This window comes from Dolichospermum sp. UHCC 0315A, from assembly GCF_008121535.1.
Lineage (GTDB): Bacteria > Cyanobacteriota > Cyanobacteriia > Cyanobacteriales > Nostocaceae > Dolichospermum > Dolichospermum lemmermannii.
Genome location: NZ_CP043056.1, coordinates 445,391 through 470,119 on the forward strand (window position 1 = coordinate 445,391; position 24,729 = coordinate 470,119).

The 24,729-nt window shown below is 38.9% G+C and carries 22 protein-coding genes and 1 tRNA gene; 13 read left to right on the forward strand and 10 right to left on the reverse strand.

The features are described 5' to 3' along the window. Positions 1 to 149 precede the first annotated feature (149 nt). The gene (rpmB, locus tag BMF77_RS02120; protein WP_015080243.1) at positions 150 to 386 is read left to right on the forward strand and encodes a 50S ribosomal protein L28; all 237 of its coding nucleotides are present in this window, start codon (positions 150 to 152) and stop codon (positions 384 to 386) included. A gap of 113 nt (positions 387 to 499) precedes the next feature. On the opposite strand, the gene BMF77_RS02125 is transcribed toward rpmB, so the two are convergent. Further along, positions 500 to 1,396 (reverse strand): metallophosphoesterase, encoded by an 897-nt coding sequence (locus BMF77_RS02125; protein ID WP_148760276.1) that lies wholly within the window; start codon positions 1,394 to 1,396, stop codon positions 500 to 502. Between the two features lie 187 nt (positions 1,397 to 1,583). Here BMF77_RS02125 and BMF77_RS02130 point away from each other — a divergent pair, with 187 nt between their 5' ends. From BMF77_RS02130 to rppB, 4 genes are all read left to right on the forward strand, one after another. Continuing rightward, a complete protein-coding gene (locus BMF77_RS02130; protein ID WP_148760279.1) occupies positions 1,584 to 2,393 on the forward strand; it encodes a hypothetical protein in 810 nt (269 codons plus the stop codon). A gap of 181 nt (positions 2,394 to 2,574) precedes the next feature. Next, on the forward strand, positions 2,575 to 3,267 hold the full coding sequence (locus BMF77_RS02135; RefSeq protein WP_148760281.1) for a DUF305 domain-containing protein: 693 nt from the start codon (positions 2,575 to 2,577) through the stop codon (positions 3,265 to 3,267). Between the two features lie 124 nt (positions 3,268 to 3,391). Then, positions 3,392 to 4,078: a two-component system response regulator RppA gene (gene rppA, locus BMF77_RS02140; protein ID WP_148760283.1), complete on the forward strand. Its 687-nt coding sequence runs from the start codon at positions 3,392 to 3,394 to the stop codon at positions 4,076 to 4,078. A 111-nt stretch (positions 4,079 to 4,189) separates the two neighbouring features. Continuing rightward, positions 4,190 to 5,506: a two-component system sensor histidine kinase RppB gene (rppB, locus tag BMF77_RS02145; protein WP_148760285.1), complete on the forward strand. Its 1,317-nt coding sequence runs from the start codon at positions 4,190 to 4,192 to the stop codon at positions 5,504 to 5,506. Here rppB and BMF77_RS02150 read toward each other — a convergent pair. The 5 genes from BMF77_RS02150 to BMF77_RS02170 all read right to left on the reverse strand — a co-directional run bounded on the left by BMF77_RS02150 (position 5,466) and on the right by BMF77_RS02170 (position 9,813). Further along, positions 5,466 to 6,767: a hypothetical protein gene (locus tag BMF77_RS02150; RefSeq protein ID WP_148760287.1), complete on the reverse strand. Its 1,302-nt coding sequence runs from the start codon at positions 6,765 to 6,767 to the stop codon at positions 5,466 to 5,468. The genes rppB and BMF77_RS02150 overlap by 41 nt on opposite strands. Before the next feature lie 97 nt (positions 6,768 to 6,864). Then, entirely contained in the window at positions 6,865 to 7,956 is a 1,092-nt protein-coding gene (locus tag BMF77_RS02155) for a cysteine synthase family protein (RefSeq protein ID WP_148766745.1), read from the reverse strand. Between the two features lie 455 nt (positions 7,957 to 8,411). After that, on the reverse strand, positions 8,412 to 9,080 hold the full coding sequence (locus BMF77_RS02160) for an N-acetylmannosamine-6-phosphate 2-epimerase (RefSeq protein ID WP_148760289.1): 669 nt from the start codon (positions 9,078 to 9,080) through the stop codon (positions 8,412 to 8,414). A gap of 35 nt (positions 9,081 to 9,115) precedes the next feature. Next, on the reverse strand, positions 9,116 to 9,541 hold the full coding sequence (locus BMF77_RS02165; RefSeq protein ID WP_148760291.1) for a PIN domain-containing protein: 426 nt from the start codon (positions 9,539 to 9,541) through the stop codon (positions 9,116 to 9,118). Next, positions 9,538 to 9,813 (reverse strand): hypothetical protein, encoded by a 276-nt coding sequence (locus BMF77_RS02170; protein WP_148760293.1) that lies wholly within the window; start codon positions 9,811 to 9,813, stop codon positions 9,538 to 9,540. Before BMF77_RS02170 ends, BMF77_RS02165 begins: the two co-directional genes overlap by 4 nt. Before the next feature lie 161 nt (positions 9,814 to 9,974). Between BMF77_RS02170 and cobN the strand changes: the two genes are divergently transcribed. Together cobN and BMF77_RS02180 are read left to right on the forward strand one after the other, a co-directional pair. Beyond that, positions 9,975 to 13,748 (forward strand): cobaltochelatase subunit CobN, encoded by a 3,774-nt coding sequence (gene cobN, locus BMF77_RS02175; protein WP_148760295.1) that lies wholly within the window; start codon positions 9,975 to 9,977, stop codon positions 13,746 to 13,748. A 19-nt stretch (positions 13,749 to 13,767) separates the two neighbouring features. Next, positions 13,768 to 14,805, forward strand: coding sequence for a peptidoglycan-binding protein (locus BMF77_RS02180; RefSeq protein WP_148760297.1), 1,038 nt, complete (start codon positions 13,768 to 13,770; stop codon positions 14,803 to 14,805). A 268-nt stretch (positions 14,806 to 15,073) separates the two neighbouring features. Here BMF77_RS02180 and BMF77_RS02190 read toward each other — a convergent pair whose 3' ends face one another. The 4 genes from BMF77_RS02190 to lipA form a co-directional block, all read right to left on the reverse strand. Next, the gene (locus BMF77_RS02190; protein WP_148760299.1) at positions 15,074 to 15,529 is read right to left on the reverse strand and encodes a Fur family transcriptional regulator; all 456 of its coding nucleotides are present in this window, start codon (positions 15,527 to 15,529) and stop codon (positions 15,074 to 15,076) included. A gap of 159 nt (positions 15,530 to 15,688) precedes the next feature. After that, positions 15,689 to 16,924 carry an RNA polymerase sigma factor SigC gene (gene sigC / locus BMF77_RS02195; RefSeq protein WP_148760301.1) on the reverse strand — a complete coding sequence of 412 codons (1,236 nt, stop codon included), beginning with the start codon at positions 16,922 to 16,924 and terminating at the stop codon, positions 15,689 to 15,691. A gap of 446 nt (positions 16,925 to 17,370) precedes the next feature. Beyond that, entirely contained in the window at positions 17,371 to 18,342 is a 972-nt protein-coding gene (locus BMF77_RS02200; protein ID WP_148760304.1) for an NAD(P)H-dependent glycerol-3-phosphate dehydrogenase, read from the reverse strand. A gap of 52 nt (positions 18,343 to 18,394) precedes the next feature. Further along, complete coding sequence (gene lipA / locus BMF77_RS02205) at positions 18,395 to 19,264, reverse strand: lipoyl synthase (protein WP_148760305.1); 870 nt, start codon at positions 19,262 to 19,264, stop codon at positions 18,395 to 18,397. Positions 19,265 to 19,389: 125 nt separating this feature from the next. On the opposite strand from lipA, the gene BMF77_RS02210 reads away from it, so the two are divergent. The 6 genes from BMF77_RS02210 to BMF77_RS02235 all read left to right on the forward strand — a co-directional run bounded on the left by BMF77_RS02210 (position 19,390) and on the right by BMF77_RS02235 (position 24,037). Further along, positions 19,390 to 19,463: transfer RNA gene (locus BMF77_RS02210), tRNA-Pro, on the forward strand. A gap of 228 nt (positions 19,464 to 19,691) precedes the next feature. Beyond that, on the forward strand, positions 19,692 to 21,215 hold the full coding sequence (locus BMF77_RS02215; protein WP_148760307.1) for an N-6 DNA methylase: 1,524 nt from the start codon (positions 19,692 to 19,694) through the stop codon (positions 21,213 to 21,215). Positions 21,216 to 21,265: 50 nt separating this feature from the next. Beyond that, positions 21,266 to 21,484 carry a type II toxin-antitoxin system HicB family antitoxin gene (locus BMF77_RS02220; RefSeq protein WP_039204653.1) on the forward strand — a complete coding sequence of 73 codons (219 nt, stop codon included), beginning with the start codon at positions 21,266 to 21,268 and terminating at the stop codon, positions 21,482 to 21,484. Further along, positions 21,484 to 21,723, forward strand: coding sequence for a type II toxin-antitoxin system HicA family toxin (locus tag BMF77_RS02225; protein ID WP_148760309.1), 240 nt, complete (start codon positions 21,484 to 21,486; stop codon positions 21,721 to 21,723). The genes BMF77_RS02220 and BMF77_RS02225 overlap by 1 nt, the downstream gene beginning before the upstream one ends. A 30-nt stretch (positions 21,724 to 21,753) precedes the next feature. Continuing rightward, the gene (locus BMF77_RS02230; protein WP_148760311.1) at positions 21,754 to 22,791 is read left to right on the forward strand and encodes a YhcG family protein; all 1,038 of its coding nucleotides are present in this window, start codon (positions 21,754 to 21,756) and stop codon (positions 22,789 to 22,791) included. Then, on the forward strand, positions 22,781 to 24,037 hold the full coding sequence (locus tag BMF77_RS02235; protein WP_246863047.1) for a restriction endonuclease subunit S: 1,257 nt from the start codon (positions 22,781 to 22,783) through the stop codon (positions 24,035 to 24,037). Before BMF77_RS02230 ends, BMF77_RS02235 begins: the two co-directional genes overlap by 11 nt. Positions 24,038 to 24,729: the final 692 nt, after the last annotated feature.

Below are 24,729 nucleotides of genomic sequence, written 5' to 3' on the forward strand. Positions count from 1 at the left end.
AAATGTTGTAGTAGAGACGTTCCATGGAACGTCTCTACACGGGCTTATATTTTGGTTCTTGCCTTTGCCAATGTTTTCCAGTCATCTAGCCTGGTTTGCAGATATAATAGGAAGGTTGTCTTTAAATAACACTCTAGGAGATACTTATTATGTCCCGTCGTTGTCAACTAACTGGTAAAAAAGCCAATAACGCTTGTTCCGTTTCCCACTCCAACCGTCACACCAACCGTCTACAACACGTTAATCTGCAAAACAAGCGGGTTTGGTGGGCTGCTGGTAACCGTTGGGTAAAATTGAAACTTTCCACCAAAGCTATCAAAACCTTAGAATTCAAAGGTTTAGACGCAATGGCAAAAGAAGCAGGAATCAACCTCAACCATTACTAAATAGCAGGGAATAGGGAACAGGGAACAGGAAACAGGGGAAGGAAAAGTTTTTTGATTATACTTCTTTTCTTTCTTCTTTCTAACTCCTGACTCCTGACTCCTGACTCCTTTCATTAAACACTTTTTAAGTTAATTATACCTCGATCAAAAATTCTATTTTTAGTATCAATACCACTCACTTCCATTCTATCTGCGTACACATCATAGGCTGCAAAACTCAAATCACTGGTTGAATATTCTGTCCATTGAGAACGGCCAACCGGACGATTACCTGCACCAGCGCCACAGATTAAATAGGTAGTTCCGTCAATAGCGCGAGTGCGTTCATAATTATGTTCATGGCCATTGATATAAAGCTGAACATTGTATTTTTTAAACAAAGGAGTAAAGGTTTTAATAAAACTTTTATTATTCCCATAATGACCAGATGAATAAATAGGATGATGACCAAAAACAACTTTCCAAGGGGCTTTACTCTGACTTAATTCTTGATCTAACCAAATTAATTGATTTTTCCAATCAGCATTACCATTAGTATCTAAAGCAAAAAACTGAACTTTATTTTGACTAAATGTGTAATAACGTCCCTGCATATTAAAACCAGGGTATTTAACTTGGGGAACGCCATTATCAGTGCGAATATCATGATTACCTAAACAAGCATGAAACTTGACACCATTTTTTAGTAAAGCTTGATAGGGACGTTCAAAAACCTCATTTATTTTCTCAATTTCCCCATTATTATAGATATTATCACCAGCTAAAATCACCAAATTATAAGGATTTTGCTGATGATAAAAATTCATAGCATTAGCTACAGCATATTGTCCTTTTGTGCCAGTTCCCGTATCAGCAACGGAGACAAAACGCAATAATAAGTCTTTTTTAAGTGGGTTAGCTGCTGCTGATTCTATGAGAGAATTTGTATTTAATAATTTCCCACCCAAAAATCCAGATCCTATGGTGCTGATTCCACTTAAAAACAAAAATTGACGACGGCTAATATTCATAATTCATTAAATGGCACAATAGATGATTATAGTCAAAATACAGCACTTTCCGGTGTTATGAGGTACTTATGTAGCGGGCAAGATGCCCGCACTACAAGAGTTTCATAATTCAAGTTTGTACCTCATTAGAGCGAAATCTGCTGTATGTTTTCTCTGTTTTTGATTCGCTAATTTGGGTAAAAGTTCCATGTCAGGAGAAAAACGTAGAAAACCAAGAAATGAACCCGCAGCTATACTTTATCAAAAAAATCAACCAATTTGGAAAACGACAATTATCCAAGTTTTGCGGGGAACAATTGGTGTTTTAGAAACTACAGTAGTGAAACTGGAGACAGAAACACCTGCTAATAGTCAGAAAAAAACTCATTTTTTATCGCGTTGGGATGGATTTTTAAGGACATTCCGCTTATTTTTACCATCAAATATATCTAACAATGTGTCAGATACGGTGCTGACAGGAATTTTTGCTGTAATTTTTGTGGTGACAATAGGGATAAGTACATTTACATTTATTCCTAAATCTGCTGAAGTTGCAACTGTCCCCCCAGTAGAGGAAATTAACACACTAACCCCAGTTAGAGAACCAGAACCGACTCCAACCCCAGTTAGAGAACCAGAACCGACTCCAACCCCAGTTAGAGAACCAGAACCGACTCCAACCCCAGTTAGAGAATTAACACCTGAACAAACTTTACTAGCAGCAATTGAAAATCAGTTTTCAGATATTAGCATTTCCGTGAAGAATACCAAAGACAAAAATATTATTTCTCAACTCATAAAACCTCTTCAAGCTAATTTCCGTACCAGCGATTTAACTGTGAAAATTAGTGATATTTGGTATGATCTGGAAAAATCCCAACAGGATAAACTAGCTGCGGAAATATTACAACGTTCTCAAGAACTGAATTTTATCCATTTAGAAATTGTTGATTCTCAAAAGAAAATAATTGCCCGGAGTCCAGTGGTGGGTAATGAAATGATAATTTTTAACCGCTGAAATTTGATAGATGTTTGTTTTATTAAGAAATGTTAATATCACAAAACATTTCATCTTGATTTCATACTGCCATGAAAAGCTATAATTACAGTTAAACACATAAGTGGGTGAAAGTATTTGCAATAGTTAGGTTTGATGACTTTTACTATTAAATCTTCATATTCTCAAAGAAAAACAAGTTATGAAAAGCAAAAATTTAATTTATGGTTTGATTGGGTTAGTAAGTAGTAGTGCTGTGAGTGGATTATTACTCGTCAGTAACACACAAGCACAAAGTCCCAATTCTGAACACAATTCTCATCATTCATCTAAACAAGCTAATCCCCCCAAAAAAGGGATGATGATGCAAACAGATCAGCATTTTATCGAAATGATGATTCCACACCATCAGCAAGCAGTAGAAATGGCTGATATCGCATTCACTCGCGCACAACATCCAGAAATTAAGAACCTCGCGGTTGCTATTAAAAAAGATCAAACCAGCGAAATTGAACAACTGCGAACCTGGTATAAGAAATGGTACGGTAAAGAAGTACCTGTAATGGCTATGACTGATCAAGGAATGATGGCAAATCATGGAAATATGGGACAACAGATGAACCCAGACATGATGAAAATGCCGATGAATTGCAAAATGCAGTGCATGAATATGGATTTAGAAACATTAAAAAATGCACCAGATTTTGACAAAGAATTTATTCGTCAAATGATTCCTCATCATCGGATGGCTGTACAAATGTCACAGATGATTGCTAAAAAAACTACCAAACCACAAATCCGTAATTTAGCCAAGTCTATCATTAAAAGTCAAACAGCGGAAATTAGGCAGATGGAACAATGGTATCAAAATTGGTATAAGTCCCAGCCTCTGTAAAACATTGTGAAAACCGGACTCGAAAATTTTAGGGTGTTTTCGACTCGATAATTGAGGTAAATTTGATAAAGTTTCATATCTGATTCACCCTAATAATTAGTATTATTAAATATACCTTTTATATATGCGGTTATTATTAGTTGAAGATGAACATGATTTAGGAACTAGTATTCATCATGCTCTTACCCAGCGTGATTATATAGTAGATTGGGTTGAAGATGGACAAACGGCTTGGGATTATCTGAATACAGTACCACAAAGATATGAAATTGCGATTTTAGATTGGATGTTACCCAAGTTATCAGGATTGGAATTATGTAAAAGATTAAGATCACAAAAAAATCAATTACCAATTATGCTATTAACAGCTAGAGATAGCATGAATGATCGGGTTACGGGTTTAGATGCGGGTGCAGATGATTATCTTGTTAAACCTTTTGGGATGGCAGAATTATTGGCACGGGTAAGGGCATTACAAAGAAGATTACCAAATTTCCAACCACCGCAATTACAAATAGGTTCATTAATGTTAGATTATAGTAATTTTTCAGTTGTGAATTTAGGATTAGAACCTTCTTTACCAATTATCCTTACAGCCAAAGAATTTCAACTACTAGAATATTTAATGCAGCATCCTCAACAAATCCTAACTCATGAACAAATTCGCGCTAGATTGTGGGATTTTGAAAGTGATACAGTGAGTAATGTTGTGGCTGCACAAGTGAGATTACTAAGACGCAAATTATTAGAATGTGGTTTTCCTAAAGCCATTGAAACTATGCGAGGTTTTGGTTATCGTTTTTGTGGATAATAGATGGTGTGTTACCAGGGTTGAGATCCCCGACTTCTGACATTAATTGATCATTTATTAACAAGATAAAAAAGAAGTCGGGGATCTTCTATTTACAAAATATCAAATCGGATGAATAACTCAATCTTTAATAATTCTCGGTTAAAATTAGCTATTACCTATGCTGGTTTTATGGGTGCAACTTTATTAATATGTGGTTATGTTGCTCATATTGTGATGATTCAAGCTTTTACTCGCACAGTTGATCGAGAGTTAGAAGTTTTTGGCAAGGTATTTGAGGATAAATTAAAGACAGAGTTAAAAGTTCCTGGAGAATTATCTATTACGACTCAGAAATCTTTACCAGGAATTTGTTTTAAACAACAACCTTGTTTACCAATTAAATCAGAATCAGAGTTACTGGGTTTATTATCAGAAGGATATTATCTCCGGTTTTTAACACTATCAGGAGAAGTAATTGCAGCTATTGGTAATAATCCCGATGAGTTTCCCCCTAATCTACAAATTCATCATTCTTACGATATTCAAAATCGCAATGGTGAACTATATCATTTACATTTAATGCCCTTAAAAATCAAGGGGAATCAATTGTGGGGATACTTACAAGTAGGGCGATCTATACAACGATTAAATGACTATATGAATAGTCTACATTGGTTATTAGGATTGGGTGTTCCCTTTTCTATGATTTTAATTGGTGGTGCTGGTTGGTGGTTAGCAGGTTTAGCTATGCGACCAATTGAAAAATCCTATCAGCAATTACAAAAATTTACGGCTGACGCGGCACATGAGTTAAGAACTCCGATTACATCTTTACAAACAATTGTCGAAACAAATTCAATTAACCCAGAAACTCAGAAAGCTTTGGAGAGACAAATCAAAAGATTAGTAATTTTAACCCAGGATTTATTATTATTGTCTAGGGTAGAAAGTGGTTTACAAGAAGCAAAATGGCAGGAAATTTGTTTAAATGATTTAGTGGCAGATGTGGAAGAAGAATTAATGCCAGTAGCCATGAATGCCCAAGTTTTATTATCTAGTAATATTCCGATTGAATCTTATTTCTATATTCAAGGTAATGAAGGTCAAATTTATCGAATGTTGTTGAATTTAGTTAGCAATGCTATTAAATACACTCCTGAATCTGGGGAAGTAATAATTAATCTGACAACTAATGATCATCAAGGTTTAATTACTATAAAGGATACAGGTATTGGTATTCCTACTTCAGATATTCCCCACATTTTTAATCGCTTTTATCGAGTTCATGCAGATCGTTCTCGTCATACAGGAGGATCTGGATTAGGTTTAGCGATCGCTTTAGCAATTGTCCAAAATCACAAAGGCAAATTAGAAGTACAAAGTGATGTAAATAATGGCAGTACATTTACTGTGATTTTGCCACTCTTTTCCAAAGTAAACAGCTAATTTCAACTAACATAGATGTAATCATGGCAATAGCAGCGGCCATTGCGCCATTCATACCTTTGTTAATAGCAAAAGTGGTAATTATCAATAAAGTTCCTGTTCCTAACCATGTAGATAGATTCACATGACCTGTACGATTTTCACTCACTAAAAACCCCTGAATTGCATTCTGTAAGGCCACAAATAATGGCACAATTGCACAAATCAAAAGTACAGGTTTAATACTTTTAGCTAAGGTAAGATCATTGCCGATAAAACTTTGGACAATGCGATCGCCTATGGGTGTTAAACTTATTAATAATAGTACAGTCGAACAAGCAGCACCTACGCTGATAGCAAAAGTCAGCAGTTGGCGATCGCTCACTTGATGGCGATATTTAATCACCATTTGCTGTACCATCCGGGTAGAATTGGCAATTACCAGCACTAACCCCCAAGCCGCGGACCAAGCTGCAATGGCAATTGTCGCATCTTCAGCGCGGGCAAGAATGCTGATTAATATCGCCCTTCCGCCCCAAACCACCATCATCGAATTAGCTAAGGGTAAATAGAATTTCCATACCTGCGTTAAATTGCGGGGTAAATTAGGTTGTTCTATTTGTGGTGGTAAAATTGCCCCACTGCGACGGGCAAAAATTGTCACAACGATAGCCTCGACTATCACCCCGCCCATAAGTCCCAAGCCAGCAATTACGCCCCCAGATATTTGGTAGAAAAACCCGAATGTGAGGATTACTGCTAAAGTCAATAACCTGCAAATACTAGCTTTAGCCACAGCACCGGACTGACCATGATAAATTAATAGTCCTTGAAAATAACGCCGCCAAGCGATCGCAAATGGCCAACCGCCCATTAGTAATAATACTTGACTAACTGTAGCTAACATGGCAGATGGTATGCCCAACAGACTCACACCGACAAAATTAAATATGATCGGTAGTCCCAACAAACTTAATAAAAAAGTTAATCCTCCACCTACCAATAATGTAAATCGCCATAATGCCTTGCGTGAATCTTGAGAACCAGCTAAAGCATTAGCAGCGTGCAAAATCATAATAATTGGACTTTCAAAAAATATCGCCAAAGATTTAGCAATACCTACAGCCGCTAAGTTATTTTGAGCATCAGGAAGATAAGCTAAGGTAGTAGTCATCATCGGATCACCACAGGCCATAGTTACATCACTGAGGGATAAAGGCAAAAATTCCCGCCATAACGTCCCTAAACTAACTGATTTAGATTGAGATTCTTGTAATTTCATATCATCACGAAGCTATGTGTGCAAAAAGCGCAAAAATCTAACTTTTAAACTCTTACCCTTTGCGCCTTTGCGCCTTTGCGTGAGAAAATTATCTTGATCACTCTTGACTCCTACCGACAATATCCAATGGTACAGGTAGAAGATTAGTAATTGCTGCGGTGAGATGGGAATGTTGAAGGATGTTGATATTTTGTGCTGTTAACCAATCGGCATTGTAAACTGTTTCTAAATACCTATCGCCCCGGTCAGGGTTAAGTAGTAACATAGTTTGAGGTGTAGTAAATCTTTGAGTATCAGCTAAAGCAGCAGCCACAATTGCACCAGTGGAAGCACCTAAAAGCATACCTTCCTGTTTAGCCAAACCATGACAAACAGAAAACGCCAAACCATCATCCACGCTATAAGCCGCGTCTAACATTTGCGGTTCAAAATTGGGGGGAACGAAAGATAAACCCAGTCCAGTCATCTTATAGGGGTGTCTGGGAGTCCCAAAAATTGCCGATCCTGCCACATCTACACCGATAATTCTTGTTTGGGGATAATACCGTTTAAAATAGCGACTGATACCGCCTAACTGTCCGGCTGTACTGACTCCAATCACTATAGCATCCGGCGCACCGCCAAAAGCAGCTTCAATTTCCCGCGCTGTCCACAGTTCATGGGCATCAGTATTGCTAGGATTTTTATGTTGACAAGGATACCAAGCACCAGCAATATTTGCGGCTAATTCCTGGGCTTTTGCCATTCTTGCTACCTGCATTGAACCCTGACTATCAGCCTCACTCAAAGGCACTTCTACCAATTCTGCACCATAAGCAGTAAGCATTCTTCGCATTGTTACAGGGGTTTTGGCATCAATCACAATCATCACCCTGTATCCCTTAGTTGCGCCTACAATTGCTAACCCAATCCCAAAGTTGCCAGAACTAGATTCAACAATTGTTCCACCTGTTCGCAATAAACCTTGTTTTTCGGCTTCATTCACCAGATAAGCCGCATTTTTTTCCTTAATACTGCCACCGGGATTACAAGATTCCAATTTGAGATATAAATGATGATCTTCACAAGTGGGGTGAATTCGATTTAATCGGACAATGGGAACTTTACCTAATGCTTCTGTCACCGTGGTAAATAGCGGTGATGCTGGTAAGCTAGTTTTCAGGGTTAGTTCTGGGGAGCAAGTAACCATCATTAATAACCAAATACTGTTCATCTCTAAGGATGCCAACCTTAGATGAAATAGAGATGAAACCAGACACGCCAGGGAATTTATTCCCTGTCTCATAGCTAAAGTCCGTTAAAACGGACTAATAAAGTATTATCTCGTTCCCAGTCTCTGGCTGGGAATGTGGGCTAGAAGGCTCTGCCTTCAATAAGATTAGAGGCAGAGCCTCATCAACTGCATTCCTAGTCAGAGTCTAGGAACGAGATATGGTAAAGATTTGAGCTTAAATTGACACCAATGAACATTGCTAAACTCTTACAGATACAGCAGTTTCCGCTCTTATGAGGTACAAAGTTGAATCATGAAACTCTTGTAGTGCGGGCATACTTCGACCCTTCGACAGGCTCAGGGCATCGCAAGCTCAGTACAAGTCTTGCCCGCTAGATATGTACCTCATAACACCGGGAAGTGCTGTAAGTTTAATTTTCTAATGTAGAAATATAAGCTTTAACTAACAAATCAATTCCGGTAATTGCCCCACCCACAACCACAGCATTAGCCCCCAAATCTAAAGCTTTCTTAGCCATTTCTGGGGAAGAAACACCACCTTCACAAATCACAAAAGTATTGAGATTTTCGATGATTTGGGTGAGTAATTCCCAACCAGGAGGAGAGAAATTTTTAGTTTGGGCAGTATAGCCAAATAGAGTAGTTCCCACAATATCTGCACCTGCATTTACAGCTAATTGTGCAGCTTCATAGGTATCTACATCTGCCATAACTGGCTGATTTAATTGCTGATGAATCAGAGTAATAATATCTGCTAACTTTTCATCACCGGGACGATTTCTCGTAGTAGCATCTATAGCAATAATATCTGCACCTGCTTCAGCTACGGCCACAGCATGATGAAACTGTGGTGTAATATAAACATCACAACCTGTGATTATTTGTTTCCACAGGCCAATAATCGGCACTTGGACTTTTTCCCGCACAGCTTGAATATGACTGGGAGTGTCAATTCTCACGGCTACAGCCCCATTATTAACTGCTGCTTGTGCCATTGCGGCAATGATATAAGGATCATGTAATGGGGAGTTTACAGGCGCTTGACAGGAAACGATTAATCCTTTTGGTAAATTAGTCATGTTTGATATTGTCTAAAAGTTGTAATAAAATACTGTCAGTCATGCTTTATTTCTTGAATAATGCTTAGTAATTCAGTTGGACTATAAATAGGCAAACTAGCAGTTTTAAAATCCTTGCTATTTCGAGTTACAAAACCATCAACACCCGCATAAATGCCTGAATGATATAAAACAGCATCCTCAAAATCAGAAAAATCTGAATTTATCGCCGCTTTCAATATCACATCATTAACCTCTGCAATCGCAAATAAATTAAGCAATTGATTAATAGAAACCTTGGCTGACTGCTTTCCTATTGATTTAGTTAACAAATAATCAATCGTAGTTATCGTTGTCGCACAAAGATAACCTTGAATAATTTGCTGCTCAACAGCATTAAATAAATTAATAGAGAAGCTAACGAAAGGCTCACGCTCTAGCAAAATATCAAGAACAATATTGGTATCAAATACAATTTTCAAAGATACTTCTCCTCTAAATGTTTTTTATAGTCTGCTACATCAACATGATAACCTTTCAATATACCAACTAGCGATCGCGTAATTGGCAAAATTTCATCATTGCTAGTTTGGTGTAACAATTCTCTCTGTTCAACTAATAAATCATGGGTGGCTCGTCTGCTTTGCTCTTCTAATAATATGTTTTCCACAGCTTTCTGTACTAATAGCTGCATATCAGGCATTTCCAAAAGTTGTTTTCCCAACTCATCAGGTAACTCAATTTTAACTTGCATAAAATCCTCCATTAAAACGGCGGTTTAATTCCTAATTCTTCACAGAATAATGCAATTATAGCATCTGTGACCTGACAATGAATTTATTTATTGCCTCATTTAATGCTAACGTAAAAAAGCCAAAGTTTTAAATTCAAAATTTCCATTATTAATTACCAACTATGCACAGAATCAGCGCCACACCAGGCGGATTAAATCAGTCGGAAGGTTTATTTTTCCTCGAACAAACTCCTGCCCCTTTCGTGTTGATTACAGCAGCCGATACTGACATTCAAACCCTAGCGGCTGTAGTTCCTAAATTACCTAGAGAATTCCCTGAACTTCGAGTAGCCAACTTATTACAACTACAGCAACAAATAAGTATAGATGCTTATGGTGAGCAAGTTTTAGAATCTGCCCAAATAATTGTGCTTCGTCTCATAGGAGGAAGTTCCTACTGGGCTTATGGTTTAGAAGTAGTCCAGGAAATTGTACAACGTAATGGCACAACTTTGATTGTGATGCCAGGGGATGACGGATTTGATCCTGATCTTATTTCCAAATCTACAGTTTCTGAAAAAATTGTTCAGAAAATTTGGCAATACTTTCAAGAAGGTGGCATAGAAAATTTCCTCAACGCTTTGCAATTTATCACGGATACAGTCCTATCAACAGCATTTAATCCACCAGCACCCCAATCTGTTGCCCGTGTGGGATTGTATGAGAGGAGTCAGGAGAAGAAAGAAGAAGAAAGAAAGAATCAGCCTAAAGTTGGGATTTTGTTTTATCGCGCTCATTATTTAGCAGGAAATACCAAAGTTATTGATGCTTTATGTAATGCTTTAATAGAGAAAAATTTACAACCTGTACCTGTTTTTGTTTCTTCATTACGTGAACCTGGTGTCAGCGATAAGTTATGTGAATTGTTTGCAGAAGAAAATAATAATCATGTTAGCTTGTTGATGAATACTACTAGTTTTTCCCTAGCAAGTTTAGAAACAGAAACACCACAAACTGAACTTTGGGAAAAATTAAATGTACCTGTTTTACAAGTAATTCTTTCCGCTAGTTCTGTTGAACAATGGGAATCACAATCGCAAGGTTTAACACCCCGTGATATGGCGATAAATGTGGCATTACCAGAAGTAGACGGGCGAATTATTAGCCGGGCTGTGTCTTTCAAAACTTTGCAAACTCGGAATCATAAACTAGAAACCGATGTCGTAATTTATGAACCTGTGAGCGATCGCATTGAATTTGTCGCCCAACTGGCTGCAAACTGGGTACGATTGCGGGTAAAACAGCCCCAAGAACGCCGCATAGCTCTAATTTTAGCAAATTACCCCAACACCAACGGCCGCCTTGCCAATGGCGTAGGATTGGACACTCCTGCTAGTTGTGTAGAAATTCTCAAGGCTTTAAAATTAGCTGGTTATGAACTGGGAACTACTGGTACTGAGCGAAGTCGAAGTATTCCCGAAACGGGAGACGAATTAATTCAAATTCTCACATCTAGCGTTACCAATGATCCAGAAGGAAAAGACTGGAAACCAATCAACCAAAGTTTGTCAACAGCAGAATATGAAAAATATTTTTCTACCCTACCTATAAACATTCAAAAACAAATTATCGAACGTTGGGGAGAATATTGTTCCCAATCACCAATCACCAATCACCAATCACCATTTCCCATTTCTGGAATTCAATTTGGTAACGTTTTCGTAGGCATTCAACCATCAAGAGGTTATGATCTCGACCCTAGTTTAAATTATCATGCGCCAGATTTAGAACCAACACATAATTATTTAGCCTTTTATTATTGGGTACGAGAATCTTTTCATGCTGATGCCATAGTTCATGTTGGCAAACATGGCAACTTAGAATGGCTACCAGGAAAAAGTGTCGCTTTATCTAATACTTGTTATCCAGAAATTGCCTTGGGACCAATGCCGCATTTATATCCATTTATTGTTAATGATCCAGGAGAAGGTTCACAGGCAAAAAGACGCGCCCAAGCCGTAATAATTGATCATTTAACCCCACCAATGACCCGCGCCCAATTATATGGACCATTGCAACAAGTAGAAAACCTAATTGATGAATATTACGAAGCCGAAAGTTTAGATCCTTCCCGTTTACCAACAATACGAGATCGTATTCAAGAATTAGTCATCAAAGAAAACCTATATAAAGACTTAGGAATTACCAACCCCAAAGACATCACCAACTTTGAAACCCTCATCTTAAATTCCCTAGACGGTTACTTGTGCGAACTCAAAGAAGCCCAAATCCGTGACGGCCTACACATATTCGGCCAATGTCCCCAAGGAACACAACTGCGAGACTTAATAGTAGCGATCGCCCGCATCCCCAACCGCCATTATATCGGCATTACCAGAGCGATCGCCAAACAATGGCAAATAGACATAGACCCCCTCACAGACAACTTCTCAACCCCCTTCACCCCACCGATAACCCACTTTGCTCCTTTGCGCCTTTGCGCGAAACTTAAATCCTGTCATATCATCGGCGATGTCATCGAACTCCTAGAAATAGAAGCAGCCCACTTAGTAGAACAAATAATCGAGGGAACAGAAACCCAAAATTGGATAAGCGACAAACTCCTCCCAGCCCTGCGAAAAACCAGCGAAGAAACCACCAACCTATTACGGGGACTTGATGGCAAATACGTCAAGAGCGGTGCTTCTGGCGCACCCACCCGCGGCCGCCCCGAAGTCCTGCCCACAGGTAAAAACTTTTACGCCGTTGATATTCGCGCCATACCCACAGAAACCGCCTGGGATATTGGCAGAAAAGCCGCTGAAACCCTGATTGAAACCTACACCCAAGAACATGGAGAATATCCCAAAACCCTGGGTTTATCCCTGTGGGGGACAGCTACCATGCGGACTGGTGGTGATGATATAGCCGAAGCTTTAGCTTTACTTGGTGTTCAACCTGTTTGGGATGGTGCAGCGCGACGAGTAGTAGATTTTGAGATTTTGCCTTTATCAATTGTCGGTCGTCCCCGTGTGGATGTCACCCTGAGAATTTCTGGCTTTTTCCGGGATGCTTTTCCTAATTTAATCACCTTATTTGATCAAGCTGTGAAAGCGGTTTCGGCTTTAGATGAACCAGCAGATCAAAATCCTCTAGCAGATACAGTTCGCAAAGAAACTGAACAATGGACTCAAGAAGGTTTATCTTTAGAAGTAGCAGCCGAGCGATCGCAATATCGCGTTTTTGGTTCAAAACCAGGGGCTTATGGTGCAGGACTCCAAGGACTAATGGCCTCCCAAAACTGGGAAAATGATCAGGACTTAGCCCAAGCTTACACAAATTGGAGTGCTTACGCCTACTCCTCTAGTCAGGAAACAGGGAGCAATAATGTGGAAGCTTTTGAACAACGCTTGAAGCAAATGCAAATTGTCCTGCATAATCAAGACAATCGAGAACATGATTTACTCGATTCCGACGATTATTATCAATTTCAGGGTGGTTTAACCGCAGCGGTGCGTTCTCTTCAAGGTAAAAATCCTGAAACTTATTTTGGTGATAATTCCAACACATCCCAGCCCAAAGTCCGTCAACTTAGTTCAGAAATTGCCAGGGTTTATCGTTCTCGCGTGGTTAATCCTAAATGGATAGCTGGAGTTATGCGTCATGGTTATAAAGGTGCATTTGAAATGGCTGCAACCGTAGATTTTCTCTTCGCTTACGATGCTACCGCCCAATGTGTCGAAGATTATATGTATCAAGGTGTTGTTGAAGCATATTTAGAAGATGCTGCCGTTTGTGAATTTATCCAAGATAAAAATCCTTGGGCATTGCGCGATATTGCGGAAAGACTACTAGAAGCAAATCAGCGCGGGTTATGGCAGGATGTAAGTATACAAACTTTAGAAAATCTCCGCAATTTAGTCCATCAGGCGGAAGCAACTATCGAAGAAAAATAATTTAATTTAGGAAACGAACATGGAAAACCTTGCGTATTTACATTTAGCCTTTGCCAATGAAGACATAGAACCCACTGAGTTAATATCTCTCAGTTCTTTATTCAAAAAAGCAGCAGCACCAAATTGGCAACTCTTTTCCAGCAATGCGTGGAAATACATGATTCCTCTGGTTCTTACTTTATCTATTCTTAATAGTGTTAGTAGTGTTTTCGCACTCGAAACCGAAAATAACAGCAATTCTGTCAGCAATCTAGCACAAAATTCGACATCTCAGGTTGAAACCGAAAATAACGGTGATGTTGTGAAAAATCTAGCACAAAATTCGACATCTCAGGTTGAAATAAGCAACAAACAATTTATCAGTACAGCCCCTACAACCCGCACTACGCCACATAATATCATTTCTGTGAGCAACAAACGCAAAAACCCCAATTTCTTTGTTAAAGGTGATGAAGGTACCGATGTCAAAGTTTTACAAGAACGCTTGAAAATCGCTGGTTTCTATTATGGCAATTCCACAGGGATTTTTGGGCCAATTACTCAAGAATCTGTCAAACGATTCCAAAAAGCTTATAACCTCACAGTTGATGGCATTGTTGGTAAATCCACATTAGCGAAATTACCAGCGGTGACTGATGAAAATGACATAACTACTTCCCAAAAATCAGATAATCAAGATACACTTAGTTTAGGCGATCGCGGTGAAGCCGTCAGAATTCTCCAAGAACAATTAATCATAGCCGGATTCTTAAAAAATCAGCCCAATGGTTACTATGGTTCTAACACAGTTGATGCTGTAAATCGCTTTCAAAAACAGCACAAACTAGAAGCTAGTGGTATGGCTGGACAAACCACCCGTTCTAAGTTATATAGTTTAGTTAAAAATTCTGCCAAAAGTGATTTTACCACTTTAGAAATTCAAAGACGACTACATGAAAAAGGTTTCTATAAAGGTCAAATCAACGGCATGATGGCATCTGATACCAAAAAAGCAATTAGTCGCGCTCAAGAATTTTATGGTATCAGCCTTAAAGATGTTAAAAGCGGAAGTTTTTAATCCCGCTTTTTCAATGCAGTTAGATTCCCGCACTACTTGATTCATCTTCCAAAATTGCAGATGTCTATCCGTTCTATAAAACTTACCCAAAATTACCAAAGTCTAGACACATCTGGACAGCGATAACCTTAGTGTTTACTTCCTGCTTCATCACGGTCTTAGAATGGCTTCTAAGAGGTTTTTCCGCTCCACAGGCAATCTCGGTAGAACTTACCGTTTCTGACCGTAGTTCCTAAAAGGAACCCTATAATACCAAGTTCCTAGTTATCTAAATAGGCATTAATGCCCTTTGGCACTTAGGACATACAGCATGAATTGTCATTTGACAATCTAATAAATGGAAACCTTCTTTTTGGGCTGTTTTTCCGCCAATCTTTAAAATTGAGTCATTTTTAAACTCAATAGTCGAATTACAGCGGACACAAATTAAGTGATGATGGTGATGGGGATAAGGCTGGTTAATTTCATAATGTTTATGCCCTTCACCTAATTCCAACTCCCGCAAAATCCCCATTCTCGCCATCAACTTTAAAGTGCGATAGATAGTTGATAAACTAATTCCTTCACTGTCAGCTTCTAAGCGATGATATAAATCCTCTGCGCTTAAATGCTCACCTTGGGGGAGTTCTTGAAAAATATGCAGAATTGTTTCGCGTTGTGGAGTTAAACGCCAGCCACGGTCGTTTAATTCCGCCTTGAGTGAACCAGTTGTGTAGACAGTCATACTAAATTTTCTCAACAAAGCTCATTAATTGAGAATATAACAAATGTTGGGGTTGATTTGCAACAATCATTGCCTATTGAGAATATTTGCTGATTGTCAGTTGTCAGTAGAAAATATCTTTCTATTGCCTCCTGCCTCCTGCCCCCTGCCTTCTGCCTCCTAACTTAATGACTCTAGATAGTCGCGGACTAGGTTACGGCGCTTGGGTTGGCGGAGTTTTTGCAAAGCCTTGGATTCAATTTGTCTGACTCTTTCCCGTGATAAATCAAGGGCGCGGCCAATTTCTGCTAAAGAGTAAGCATGACCATCGGATAAGCCAAAGCGCATTGAAATTACATCACGTTCCCGACCAGTTAAATCATCTAGAAGACTATGCAAATCTTTATGTAAAGATTCCCGCATTAACATCTCCTCTGGAGTAATCGTATCAGTCTCTAACAATTCTCCTAATTCAGTATCTTTATCCTTCCCTACCTTGGTTTCTAAAGACACAGAACGAGGAACTCTCAATAATACTTCCCGCACTTGGGCAGGTGTCATATCTAACTCAATTCCCAGGTCTTCTAAAGTCGGGGTACGACCTTTTTCTTGGGCAATTTTCCGTTGCGCCTTTTTAATTTTGTTGAGCTTTTCGGTAATATGAACAGGCAGGCGAATAGTCCGGCTAGAAGTAGCGATCGCCCTGGTAATACCTTGACGAATCCACCAGTAAGCATAGGTACTAAAACGATAGCCCTTCGTGGGGTCAAATTTCTCCACGGCTCGTTCTAAACCTAAAGTCCCTTCTTGAACCAAATCCAACAATTCCAAACCCCGATTTTGATACTTTTTAGCGACAGATACCACTAAACGCAAATTCGCCTTAATCATGTGGGATTTGGCTTGCAGTCCTTGAGTTTGAACTTGTTCTAGTTCTTCTACTGTTAAATTAGCAATTTCGGCCCAGCGTCTTTTGCCATTGGCTAGGGTAGGTTTAAGATCAGGTAAACTTATGCCCGCAGTAGTCGCCCACCGTTCTAAAGAAGGGCGGTGTCCTAATTCCGCTTTCAACCGCTCCTGTACCTCTATTAACCGCGAATAGGGGATAATTACAGCATCTCCTTCAGCAGCAGCAGCACTAAGCATTAATCGCATTCGTAAGTATCGCTGTACTTTTTGGGCTTCAGCAACTTCCTCATCTCGTCCCAATAACCGGACTCGGCCAATTTCTTGCAGATAGAGACGCACTAAGTCGGTACTGCGTCTGGTACTTTGCGCGGCTAAAGCTAAATCAGATTCAATCGTAGCCATGTCTAAATCTGGCAAATCATCATCATTATTGATTTCAATATCCAAAGGTGGACTAGGATTTTGCCCGTCGTGGGCGGCATTTTTATAAAAGGATGTTGCTGGCATGATGTCTCAAATTACTCCAGGTAACAATAGATTATGGTTAGCTAAAATTACGGTTATCTAATCAACTGTTGCTATTCCGTAACTCGTCATCAAATAACACGATTTGGGTTTCGATGTACAATTCTTTGCAAAACTTTGTACTAATTTTCAATGAGTCGTTTGTTGCTAATATCCGTGTGATTAAACAAATAGCTATGGAAATCTTTAGCCAGATTTTCAATTATGATTTAACTGGTCAATAATACCATGTTTAGGAATATTAACGGTTATTTTTTTAACTGATTATAAACTCACTTCTAATTATGATGATGTTTATAAACTACATAGTCATATTTACATCACTCAAAAAGTAATTTCCTGACAATTTGACAAATTTTTTCTAGGGATTTTGCGGTAGTCATTTAATTTTAATTGGACACCTTATCCTGTCAGCATTTCTCCCTTATTTACCAGATTTGTTCTGTGGGAAAATTATCAAATTCAGGTTTGATATCTCGGATCATCAGTTTATCTAACGCTTGTCTGGGTGTAACTGCTCCTTCAAGTAGTTGATAAACTTGTTCAGTAATGGGAATAGCAATACCTCGTTGTTGGGCAATTTCCATTAATACCCGACAAGTGTTCACACCTTCGGCTGTACCTGGAAGATTTGCCAGAACTCCAGGCAGCGTTTGTCCATTGGCTAATTGATAACCAACTTGATAATTACGGCTTAAATGGCTGTTGCAGGTTGCTAATAAGTCCCCTAGACCAGATAAACCATAAAATGTTTCCGTTTTCGCACCTAAAGTATTACCGATTCGTACCATTTCGGTTAACCCACGGGTGACTAGGGCAGCTTTGGCATTTGTGCCTAAGTGTAACCCATCACATACACCAGCGGCGATCGCTATCACATTTTTCAGTGTTCCTCCTAATTCTACGCCCACAGGGTCAGGGTTAGTATAGACACGAAAGCGACTGGAGGAAAATACCAATTGGACTGTTTGGGCAGCTTTGGTATTTTTACTCGCTACTACCGTTGCTGCTGGTAATTCCTGGGCAATTTCCTGGGATAAATTCGGACCCGATAAGACCACAACAGGAGAATTAGGAAAAGCTGCTTGCCAAATTTGCGAAGGTGTGTATGTAGTTTGTGGTTCTAGTCCCTTAGTTGCAGTCACAAAGATTGTCTGTGGAGACAGGGGGCAAGATTGCACCATAGAGGCCACATCTCTGACCCCTTTCATAGAAATAGCCGACAAGACTATTTGAGCATTTTTATTTTCTAATACTTTTTCTAGAGGTTGCGAGTCAGAACGTGACCATAAATGCACCTGATGTCCATTAATTGCTGCTAATTTAGCCAAGGCTGCACCCCAAGCCCCCGCACCAAGAATAACGACAGATTTTGAATTTGGTGATTGGTGATTGGTCATTGGTAATTGGTAATTGGTGATTGGTGATTGGGGTAGAACAACTGACCACTGACTATCTGGGATAACGTTTCATTAATTCTCTGACTTGCTCTGCATGATAGGAGCTTCTTGTCAAGGGTGAAGAAACAACTTGTAAAAATCCTAGTTCTTCCCCAAAAGTTTGCCAGGCGGCAAATTGCTCAGGTGTGATAAAATCAGATACTTGTAAGTGTTTTTGACTGGGTTGGAGATATTGCCCAATTGTCAAAATATCACAATCTACTCTTCGTAGGTCTTCCATGACTTGGCGAATTTCTGCATCTGTTTCACCCAAGCCGACCATAATACCAGATTTGGTGTAAGTGCTGGGAGAAATTTGGCGCGAGCGCTGTAATAATTCCATTGTCCGCTCATAATTTCCTTGGGGACGCACACGGCGGTATAAGCGGGAGATGGTTTCTGTGTTGTGGTTAATTACTTCTGGTTTAGCTTGGAGAATGATTTCTAAAGCTTGCCAATTACCGCATAAGTCGGGAATTAATACTTCTATTGTTGTATGAGGCGAAACTTCATGAATAGCATTAATACAGTGGACAAATTGAGATGCACCACCATCAGGTAAATCATCTCGGTTAACGGAAGTAATCACGACGTGATTAAGCTGCATTCGCCGCACTGCTTCCGCTAGTCGTGTCGGTTCGGTGGGATCTAATGCTTGGGGTTTCTTTTCAAAATCAATATCACAGTAAGGACAAGCCCTGGTGCAAGCTGGACCCATAATTAAAAATGTGGCAGTACCCGCGTTGAAGCATTCCCCAATATTGGGACAGGAAGCCTCTTCGCAAACGGTATTCAGGGCTAAATCCCGCAAAATTTCTTTAACGTTACCAACACGCTCCCATTGAGGCGCTTTTACTCGCAACCAGTCTGGTTTTACAGTCACAGTCTACTTTTACCATTTTAGTTATACAAATCTTATGGTAGCAAGCAAAGACCTTTGTGGAAAAGAGAAAGTTTGTTATTTTCTGCTGATTGTGATATTCTAGAGTTAAATTGCCATTTTTGTGGCGGGATGTGGCGCAGCTTGGTAGCGCACTTCGTTCGGGACGAAGGGGCCGCTGGTTCGAATCCAGTCATCCCGATTTTGGACTTTATCTGTCGTGGTGGCTGTTTTTCAAGTCAAATCGATGATTATAAATTAACTATACAACAATTTATGGCTGCATGAATTATGTTATGCCTACGGCACGCTGCGCGAACGCGCAGAGGTACAAAGGAGCAAAGGCGCAAAGGTTAAGATTTTTATTTAACCTTGTAGGTGTAGAATTTTAGTCAGGTTATTAATAATAGAAGTTCTAGAATAAAGCTAAATGTTTGAGCAAACTTTTAAAAATATTGATGATGTTCTCTGGAAAGAGGCAGGTTGTACTACAGAATTAGATTACACTGAGCAAACTTCTTGGCTGCTGTTTTTGAAGTATTTGGATGATTTGGAGCAGGAAAAGGCAGAAAAAGCGGAGTTAACGGGGGAATCATATCAGTTTATCATTGATAAAACCCATCGTTGGTCTGTTTGGGCTGCACCTAAAGATCAAAATGGGAAATTAGATCAAAATCATGCGCTGACTGGTGATGATTTGATTGATTATGTCAACCGCAAGTTATTTCCATATTTACAGGGTTTTAAGGAACGGGCTACTAGTCCAGATACGATAGAATATAAGATTGGTGAGATTTTTAGCGAAATTAAAAATAGGTTTCAAAGTGGTTATAGTTTGCGGGATGCTTTGGAATATATTGATGAATTAAGATTTAGATCCCAACAGGAAAAACATGAGTTATCCCATCTCTATGAAGCGAAAATCAAGAATATGGGAAATGCGGGGCGTAATGGTGGGGAATATTATACACCACGTCCTTTAATTCGGGCAATGATTCAGGTTGTTAAGCCGAAAATTGGGGAAAAAATTTATGATGGTGCTTGTGGTTCTGCGGGTTTTTTATGTGAAAGTTACGACTATTTAAGACAGGGTAAATTAACTACTAAACAACTGGAAATACTCCAGAAAAATACTTTTACGGGTAAGGAAAAGAAGAGTTTGGCTTATGTCATTGCGATAATGAATTTGATTTTACATGGCATTGATGCGCCGAATATTATTCATACTAATACTTTGACGGAAAATCTTAGTGATGTTCAAGATAAAGATCGTTTTGATGTGATTTTAGCAAATCCGCCATTTGGAGGGAAGGAACGGAAGGAAGTACAGAATAATTTTAATATTAAAACTGGGGAAACGGCGTTTTTATTTTTGCAGCATTTTATCAAAATGTTGAAGGTTGGCGGTAGGGCGGCGGTAGTTATTAAAAATACCTTTCTTTCTAATTCTGATAATGCTTCGCGGGCTTTGCGTCAAGAGCTTTTGAGTAGTTGTAATTTACATTCTATTTTAGATTGTCCTGGGGGGACTTTTGTCGGGGCGGGGGTGAAAACTGTTGTTTTATTCTTTGAAAAGGGAGAACCTGTAGACGCGATTCAGACAACACCGATTTTTAATCAAGGGAAGTCTATAAATGAACAAATGGCAACTCGGAAAATTTGGTATTATCAATTAGATCCGGGGCGGAATATGGGGAAAACTAATTCCCTGAATGATGATGATTTACAGGAGTTTGTGGAGTTACAATCCACTTTTTCGGAATCGGAAAAGTCTTGGTTGGTGGATGTTACGGATATTGATCAGGAGAGTTTTGATCTGTCGGTGAAAAATCCGCATAAGGCTGAGGAAGTAGCTTTACGAGAACCCCAGGATATTTTGGATGAAATTGCAGTTTTGGATGGGGAAAGTGCGGAGATTTTGGCAAGTATTTTACAGTTGACAGTTAACAGTTGATGGACTGTGTTAGGCTTATTTTTGGTGTCTTTTTTTTGTTCTAAGGTACTATGAAAAATATCAAAATCATTGTCGAAAAACACCCTGATGGTTATGTTGCTTATCCTTTAGGTATTCAGGGGGTTGTAGTGGGTGAGGGTGATACTTATGAAGAGGCTTTAAATGATGTGCGTTCGGCTATTTTATTTCATATTGAAACTTTTGGAGAATCGGTGCTTGAATCTGAATCTTCAATACTAGAGGCTTTTGTGGCAGAGGCAACGGTATAATGACAAGGTTTCCGGTTGATGCTCCTAAAGCAAAAGTGATTAAGGTGCTTGAAAGTTTTGGATTTTCAATAGTACGAGAGAAAGAGCATATTTCTATGATTAGACAAAATTCTGATGGCACAAATACTCCTTTAACTTTACCAAATCATAAACTTATTAAAGGTTCTACTCTCAGAAGTATCTGTACTCAATCTGGTATATCACGGGATGATTTTATTGCTGCTTATGAACAAGATTAGAAATATATTCGCTCTGATTGGGGGGATGCTGTGAGTGAGATAAGTTCTCAGGATTATGCTAATTTCTGCTATGAGATTAAACGGCGAATCCGCGATCGCCAATTGGCAGCTTTACGCAGTGTAAATCGGGAATTAGTGCGGCTATATTGGGAAATTGGCGAGTTAATTCATCACAAGCAGCAAACCCTGGGCTGGGGTAAATCTGTGGTGGAAACTCTAGCGCGAGATTTACAAGGTGAGTTTCCAGGACGGAATGGGTTTTCGGCGGCAAATTTATGGTTTATGCGCCAGTTTTACGGTGAATATGTGGATAAGCCAAATCTCCAACCATTGGTTAGAGAAATTAGTTGGACGAAAAATCTGATTATTTTTAGTCGCTGTAAAGATGATTTGGAGCGGGAATTTTATCTCCGGGCTACGGCTCGTTATGGCTGGACAAAAGCGGTACTTCAGCATCAAGTAGATAATAAGAGTTATGAGAAATATTTACTGAATCAAACCAATTTTGATGCCACTGTAACCGATGATATCAAGGCACAGGCGGTGCTGGCGGTTAAAGATAACTATACCTTTGATTTTCTGGATTTGGCGGAACAACATTCAGAACGGGATTTAGAGCAGTCTTTGGTGCAGAATTTACGGGGGTTTCTGTCTGAGTTGGGGGGTGCGTTTGCGTTTATTGGTAATCAATATCGGCTGGAGGTGGGTGGTCAGGAATACTTTATTGATCTACTATTATTTCATCGTCGGTTACGCTGTTTGGTGGCAATTGAGTTGAAAATAGGTGATTTTAAGCCGGAACATAAGGGCAAAATGGAATTTTATCTGGAGGCTTTGGATTGTCAAGAAAAGATGGAGGGTGAAAATCCGCCGATAGGAATGATTATTTGTCGTTATAAAAATAAAACGGTGGTGGAATATGCTTTGCGAACGGCATCCCGTCCGATTGGGGTGGCGACTTATACGATTGTACCGCAGTTGCCTGATGCTTATCGTGAGCAGTTGCCTAGTCCTGAAGAGATTGCTGAACGGTTAAGATTATGGCAGGAGGGTAGTAATGATGAGTAGTGGAGAGATGGAATTGATGGTTGATAATAGACAGTTGCCAGTGGGGTGGGAAATTAAGAAACTTGGTGAGGTTTATGATGTACGAGATGGAACACATGATTCACCAAAATATCTGCCAGAAGGTTATGCACTGATAACCTCGAAAAACCTAAAAAGCAACGGTTTAAATTTTGAGAACATCAAATACATTTCAGAAGTAGATTATAAAAAAATAAATGAGAGAAGTGCTGTACATAAAGGTGATATTCTCCTTGCAATGATTGGGACTATCGGCAATCCAATTGTTGTTGAGGTAGAGCCTGAATTTGCTATAAAAAATGTTGCTTTAATCAAAGTATCAAAAAAGCAAAGTAGCTATTTTCTCAAGTATTATCTTGAGACTGAGTACGTTCGATCAAAAATGCAAAGAGAAGCAAAAGGCACTACTCAAAAGTTTGTAGGATTAGGCTATTTAAGAGATTTTCCAATTCCTATTCCCCCACTTCCCGAACAAAAGCGGATTGTGGCGATCGCAGATGAGGCATTTGAGGGGATTGATAGAGCGATTCGTAACACGGAAAAAAACCTCTCTAATGCCCGTGAATTATTTGAAAGTTATCTAAATTCAAAACTACTGCCTATAGTCTCCAGTAATTTAACACAAACACTTTCATCTGTTACCGATCTAATTGTTGACTGTGAACACAAAACTGCTCCTACTCAAGAAACAGGAATTCCATCAATTCGTACTCCTAATATTGGTAAAGGTTATCTAATTTTTGACAATGTAAATCGTGTTTCAGAAGAAATTTATGAACTTTGGACAAGACGAGCCAAACCAGAACCAGGAGATTTAATTTTGGCAAGAGAAGCACCCGCAGGAAATGTTGGTGTTATTCCTGAAGGATACAAAGTTTGTTTAGGACAAAGAACTGTACTAATACGACCAAATAAAAAGAGTGTAGATTCTCAATATTTAGCTTTCTTATTACTGCATCCACTCATGCAGAAACGACTCTTGGCTAAATCTACAGGGGCAACAGTTCAGCACGTAAATATGAAAGATATTCGTGAACTTGCCATAAATGAATTACCACCAATTCAGACACAAAGAGACTGTATAGAAGATTTAAAACAGTTAGAGTCACAATCCAACCGCCTCGAAAGCATCTACCGCCAAAAAATCGCCGCATTAAAAGAACTGAAACAATCCATTCTACAAAAAGCATTTACAGGAGAACTCACCGCAGATAAAGGGGAAAAATAGAGAAGATGATAAAAATATTTTGTCTGAATCAGGATGCTCAGGATTTAAGGATGTACAGGATGTTTATTGATATAATCAAATAGTATTTATTTCTGACAGAAAACGAGTAAATCAATCCTGAAAATCCTCAAATCCTGGAAATCCTGATTCAGACAAAAAATGTACAGGCTGTTTATTGATATAATCAAATAGTATTTATTACCGACAGAAAACGAGGAAATCAATCCTGAAAATCCTCTAATCCTGGAAATCCTGATTCAGACAAAATATTTACAGGATGTTTATTGATATAATCAAATAGTATTTATTACCGACAGAAAACGAGTAAGTAGGTCGGCGTTAAAAAATCAATCTATGTAACGAAATATAAATTAACGAATACCTTATAAATAGGGTGTTTCACGGTTTTTACAAAACTAAACATATATCGATTTTATTGGGCCGACTTACTTAAATCAATCCTGAAAATCCTCTAATCCTGGAAATCCTGATTCAGACAAAAAATGTCCTGGCTGTTTATTGATATAATAAAATAGTATTTATTTCTGACAGAAAACAAGTAAATCAATCCTGAAAATCCTCAAATCCTGGAAATCCTGATTCAGACAAAAAATGTACAGGATGTTTATTGATATAATCAAATAGTATTTATTTCTGACAGAAAACAAGTAAATCAATCCTGAAAATCCTCA

What these genes read in the sequence shown, in the direction of transcription:
- rpmB (WP_015080243.1), top strand. Translation starts at nt 150, where the DNA reads ATGTCCCGTCGTTGTCAACTAACTGGTAAAAAAGCCAATAACGCTTGT.
- BMF77_RS02125 (WP_148760276.1), bottom strand. Translation starts at nt 1,396, where the DNA reads ATGAATATTAGCCGTCGTCAATTTTTGTTTTTAAGTGGAATCAGCACC.
- BMF77_RS02130 (WP_148760279.1), top strand. Translation starts at nt 1,584, where the DNA reads ATGTCAGGAGAAAAACGTAGAAAACCAAGAAATGAACCCGCAGCTATA.
- BMF77_RS02135 (WP_148760281.1), top strand. Translation starts at nt 2,575, where the DNA reads ATGAAAAGCAAAAATTTAATTTATGGTTTGATTGGGTTAGTAAGTAGT.
- rppA (WP_148760283.1), top strand. Translation starts at nt 3,392, where the DNA reads ATGCGGTTATTATTAGTTGAAGATGAACATGATTTAGGAACTAGTATT.
- rppB (WP_148760285.1), top strand. Translation starts at nt 4,190, where the DNA reads ATGAATAACTCAATCTTTAATAATTCTCGGTTAAAATTAGCTATTACC.
- BMF77_RS02150 (WP_148760287.1), bottom strand. Translation starts at nt 6,767, where the DNA reads ATGAAATTACAAGAATCTCAATCTAAATCAGTTAGTTTAGGGACGTTA.
- BMF77_RS02155 (WP_148766745.1), bottom strand. Translation starts at nt 7,956, where the DNA reads ATGGTTACTTGCTCCCCAGAACTAACCCTGAAAACTAGCTTACCAGCA.
- BMF77_RS02160 (WP_148760289.1), bottom strand. Translation starts at nt 9,080, where the DNA reads ATGACTAATTTACCAAAAGGATTAATCGTTTCCTGTCAAGCGCCTGTA.
- BMF77_RS02170 (WP_148760293.1), bottom strand. Translation starts at nt 9,813, where the DNA reads ATGCAAGTTAAAATTGAGTTACCTGATGAGTTGGGAAAACAACTTTTG.
- cobN (WP_148760295.1), top strand. Translation starts at nt 9,975, where the DNA reads ATGCACAGAATCAGCGCCACACCAGGCGGATTAAATCAGTCGGAAGGT.
- BMF77_RS02180 (WP_148760297.1), top strand. Translation starts at nt 13,768, where the DNA reads ATGGAAAACCTTGCGTATTTACATTTAGCCTTTGCCAATGAAGACATA.
- BMF77_RS02190 (WP_148760299.1), bottom strand. Translation starts at nt 15,529, where the DNA reads ATGACTGTCTACACAACTGGTTCACTCAAGGCGGAATTAAACGACCGT.
- sigC (WP_148760301.1), bottom strand. Translation starts at nt 16,924, where the DNA reads ATGCCAGCAACATCCTTTTATAAAAATGCCGCCCACGACGGGCAAAAT.
- BMF77_RS02200 (WP_148760304.1), bottom strand. Translation starts at nt 18,342, where the DNA reads ATGACCAATCACCAATCACCAAATTCAAAATCTGTCGTTATTCTTGGT.
- BMF77_RS02215 (WP_148760307.1), top strand. Translation starts at nt 19,692, where the DNA reads ATGTTTGAGCAAACTTTTAAAAATATTGATGATGTTCTCTGGAAAGAG.
- BMF77_RS02220 (WP_039204653.1), top strand. Translation starts at nt 21,266, where the DNA reads ATGAAAAATATCAAAATCATTGTCGAAAAACACCCTGATGGTTATGTT.
- BMF77_RS02225 (WP_148760309.1), top strand. Translation starts at nt 21,484, where the DNA reads ATGACAAGGTTTCCGGTTGATGCTCCTAAAGCAAAAGTGATTAAGGTG.
- BMF77_RS02235 (WP_246863047.1), top strand. Translation starts at nt 22,781, where the DNA reads ATGATGAGTAGTGGAGAGATGGAATTGATGGTTGATAATAGACAGTTG.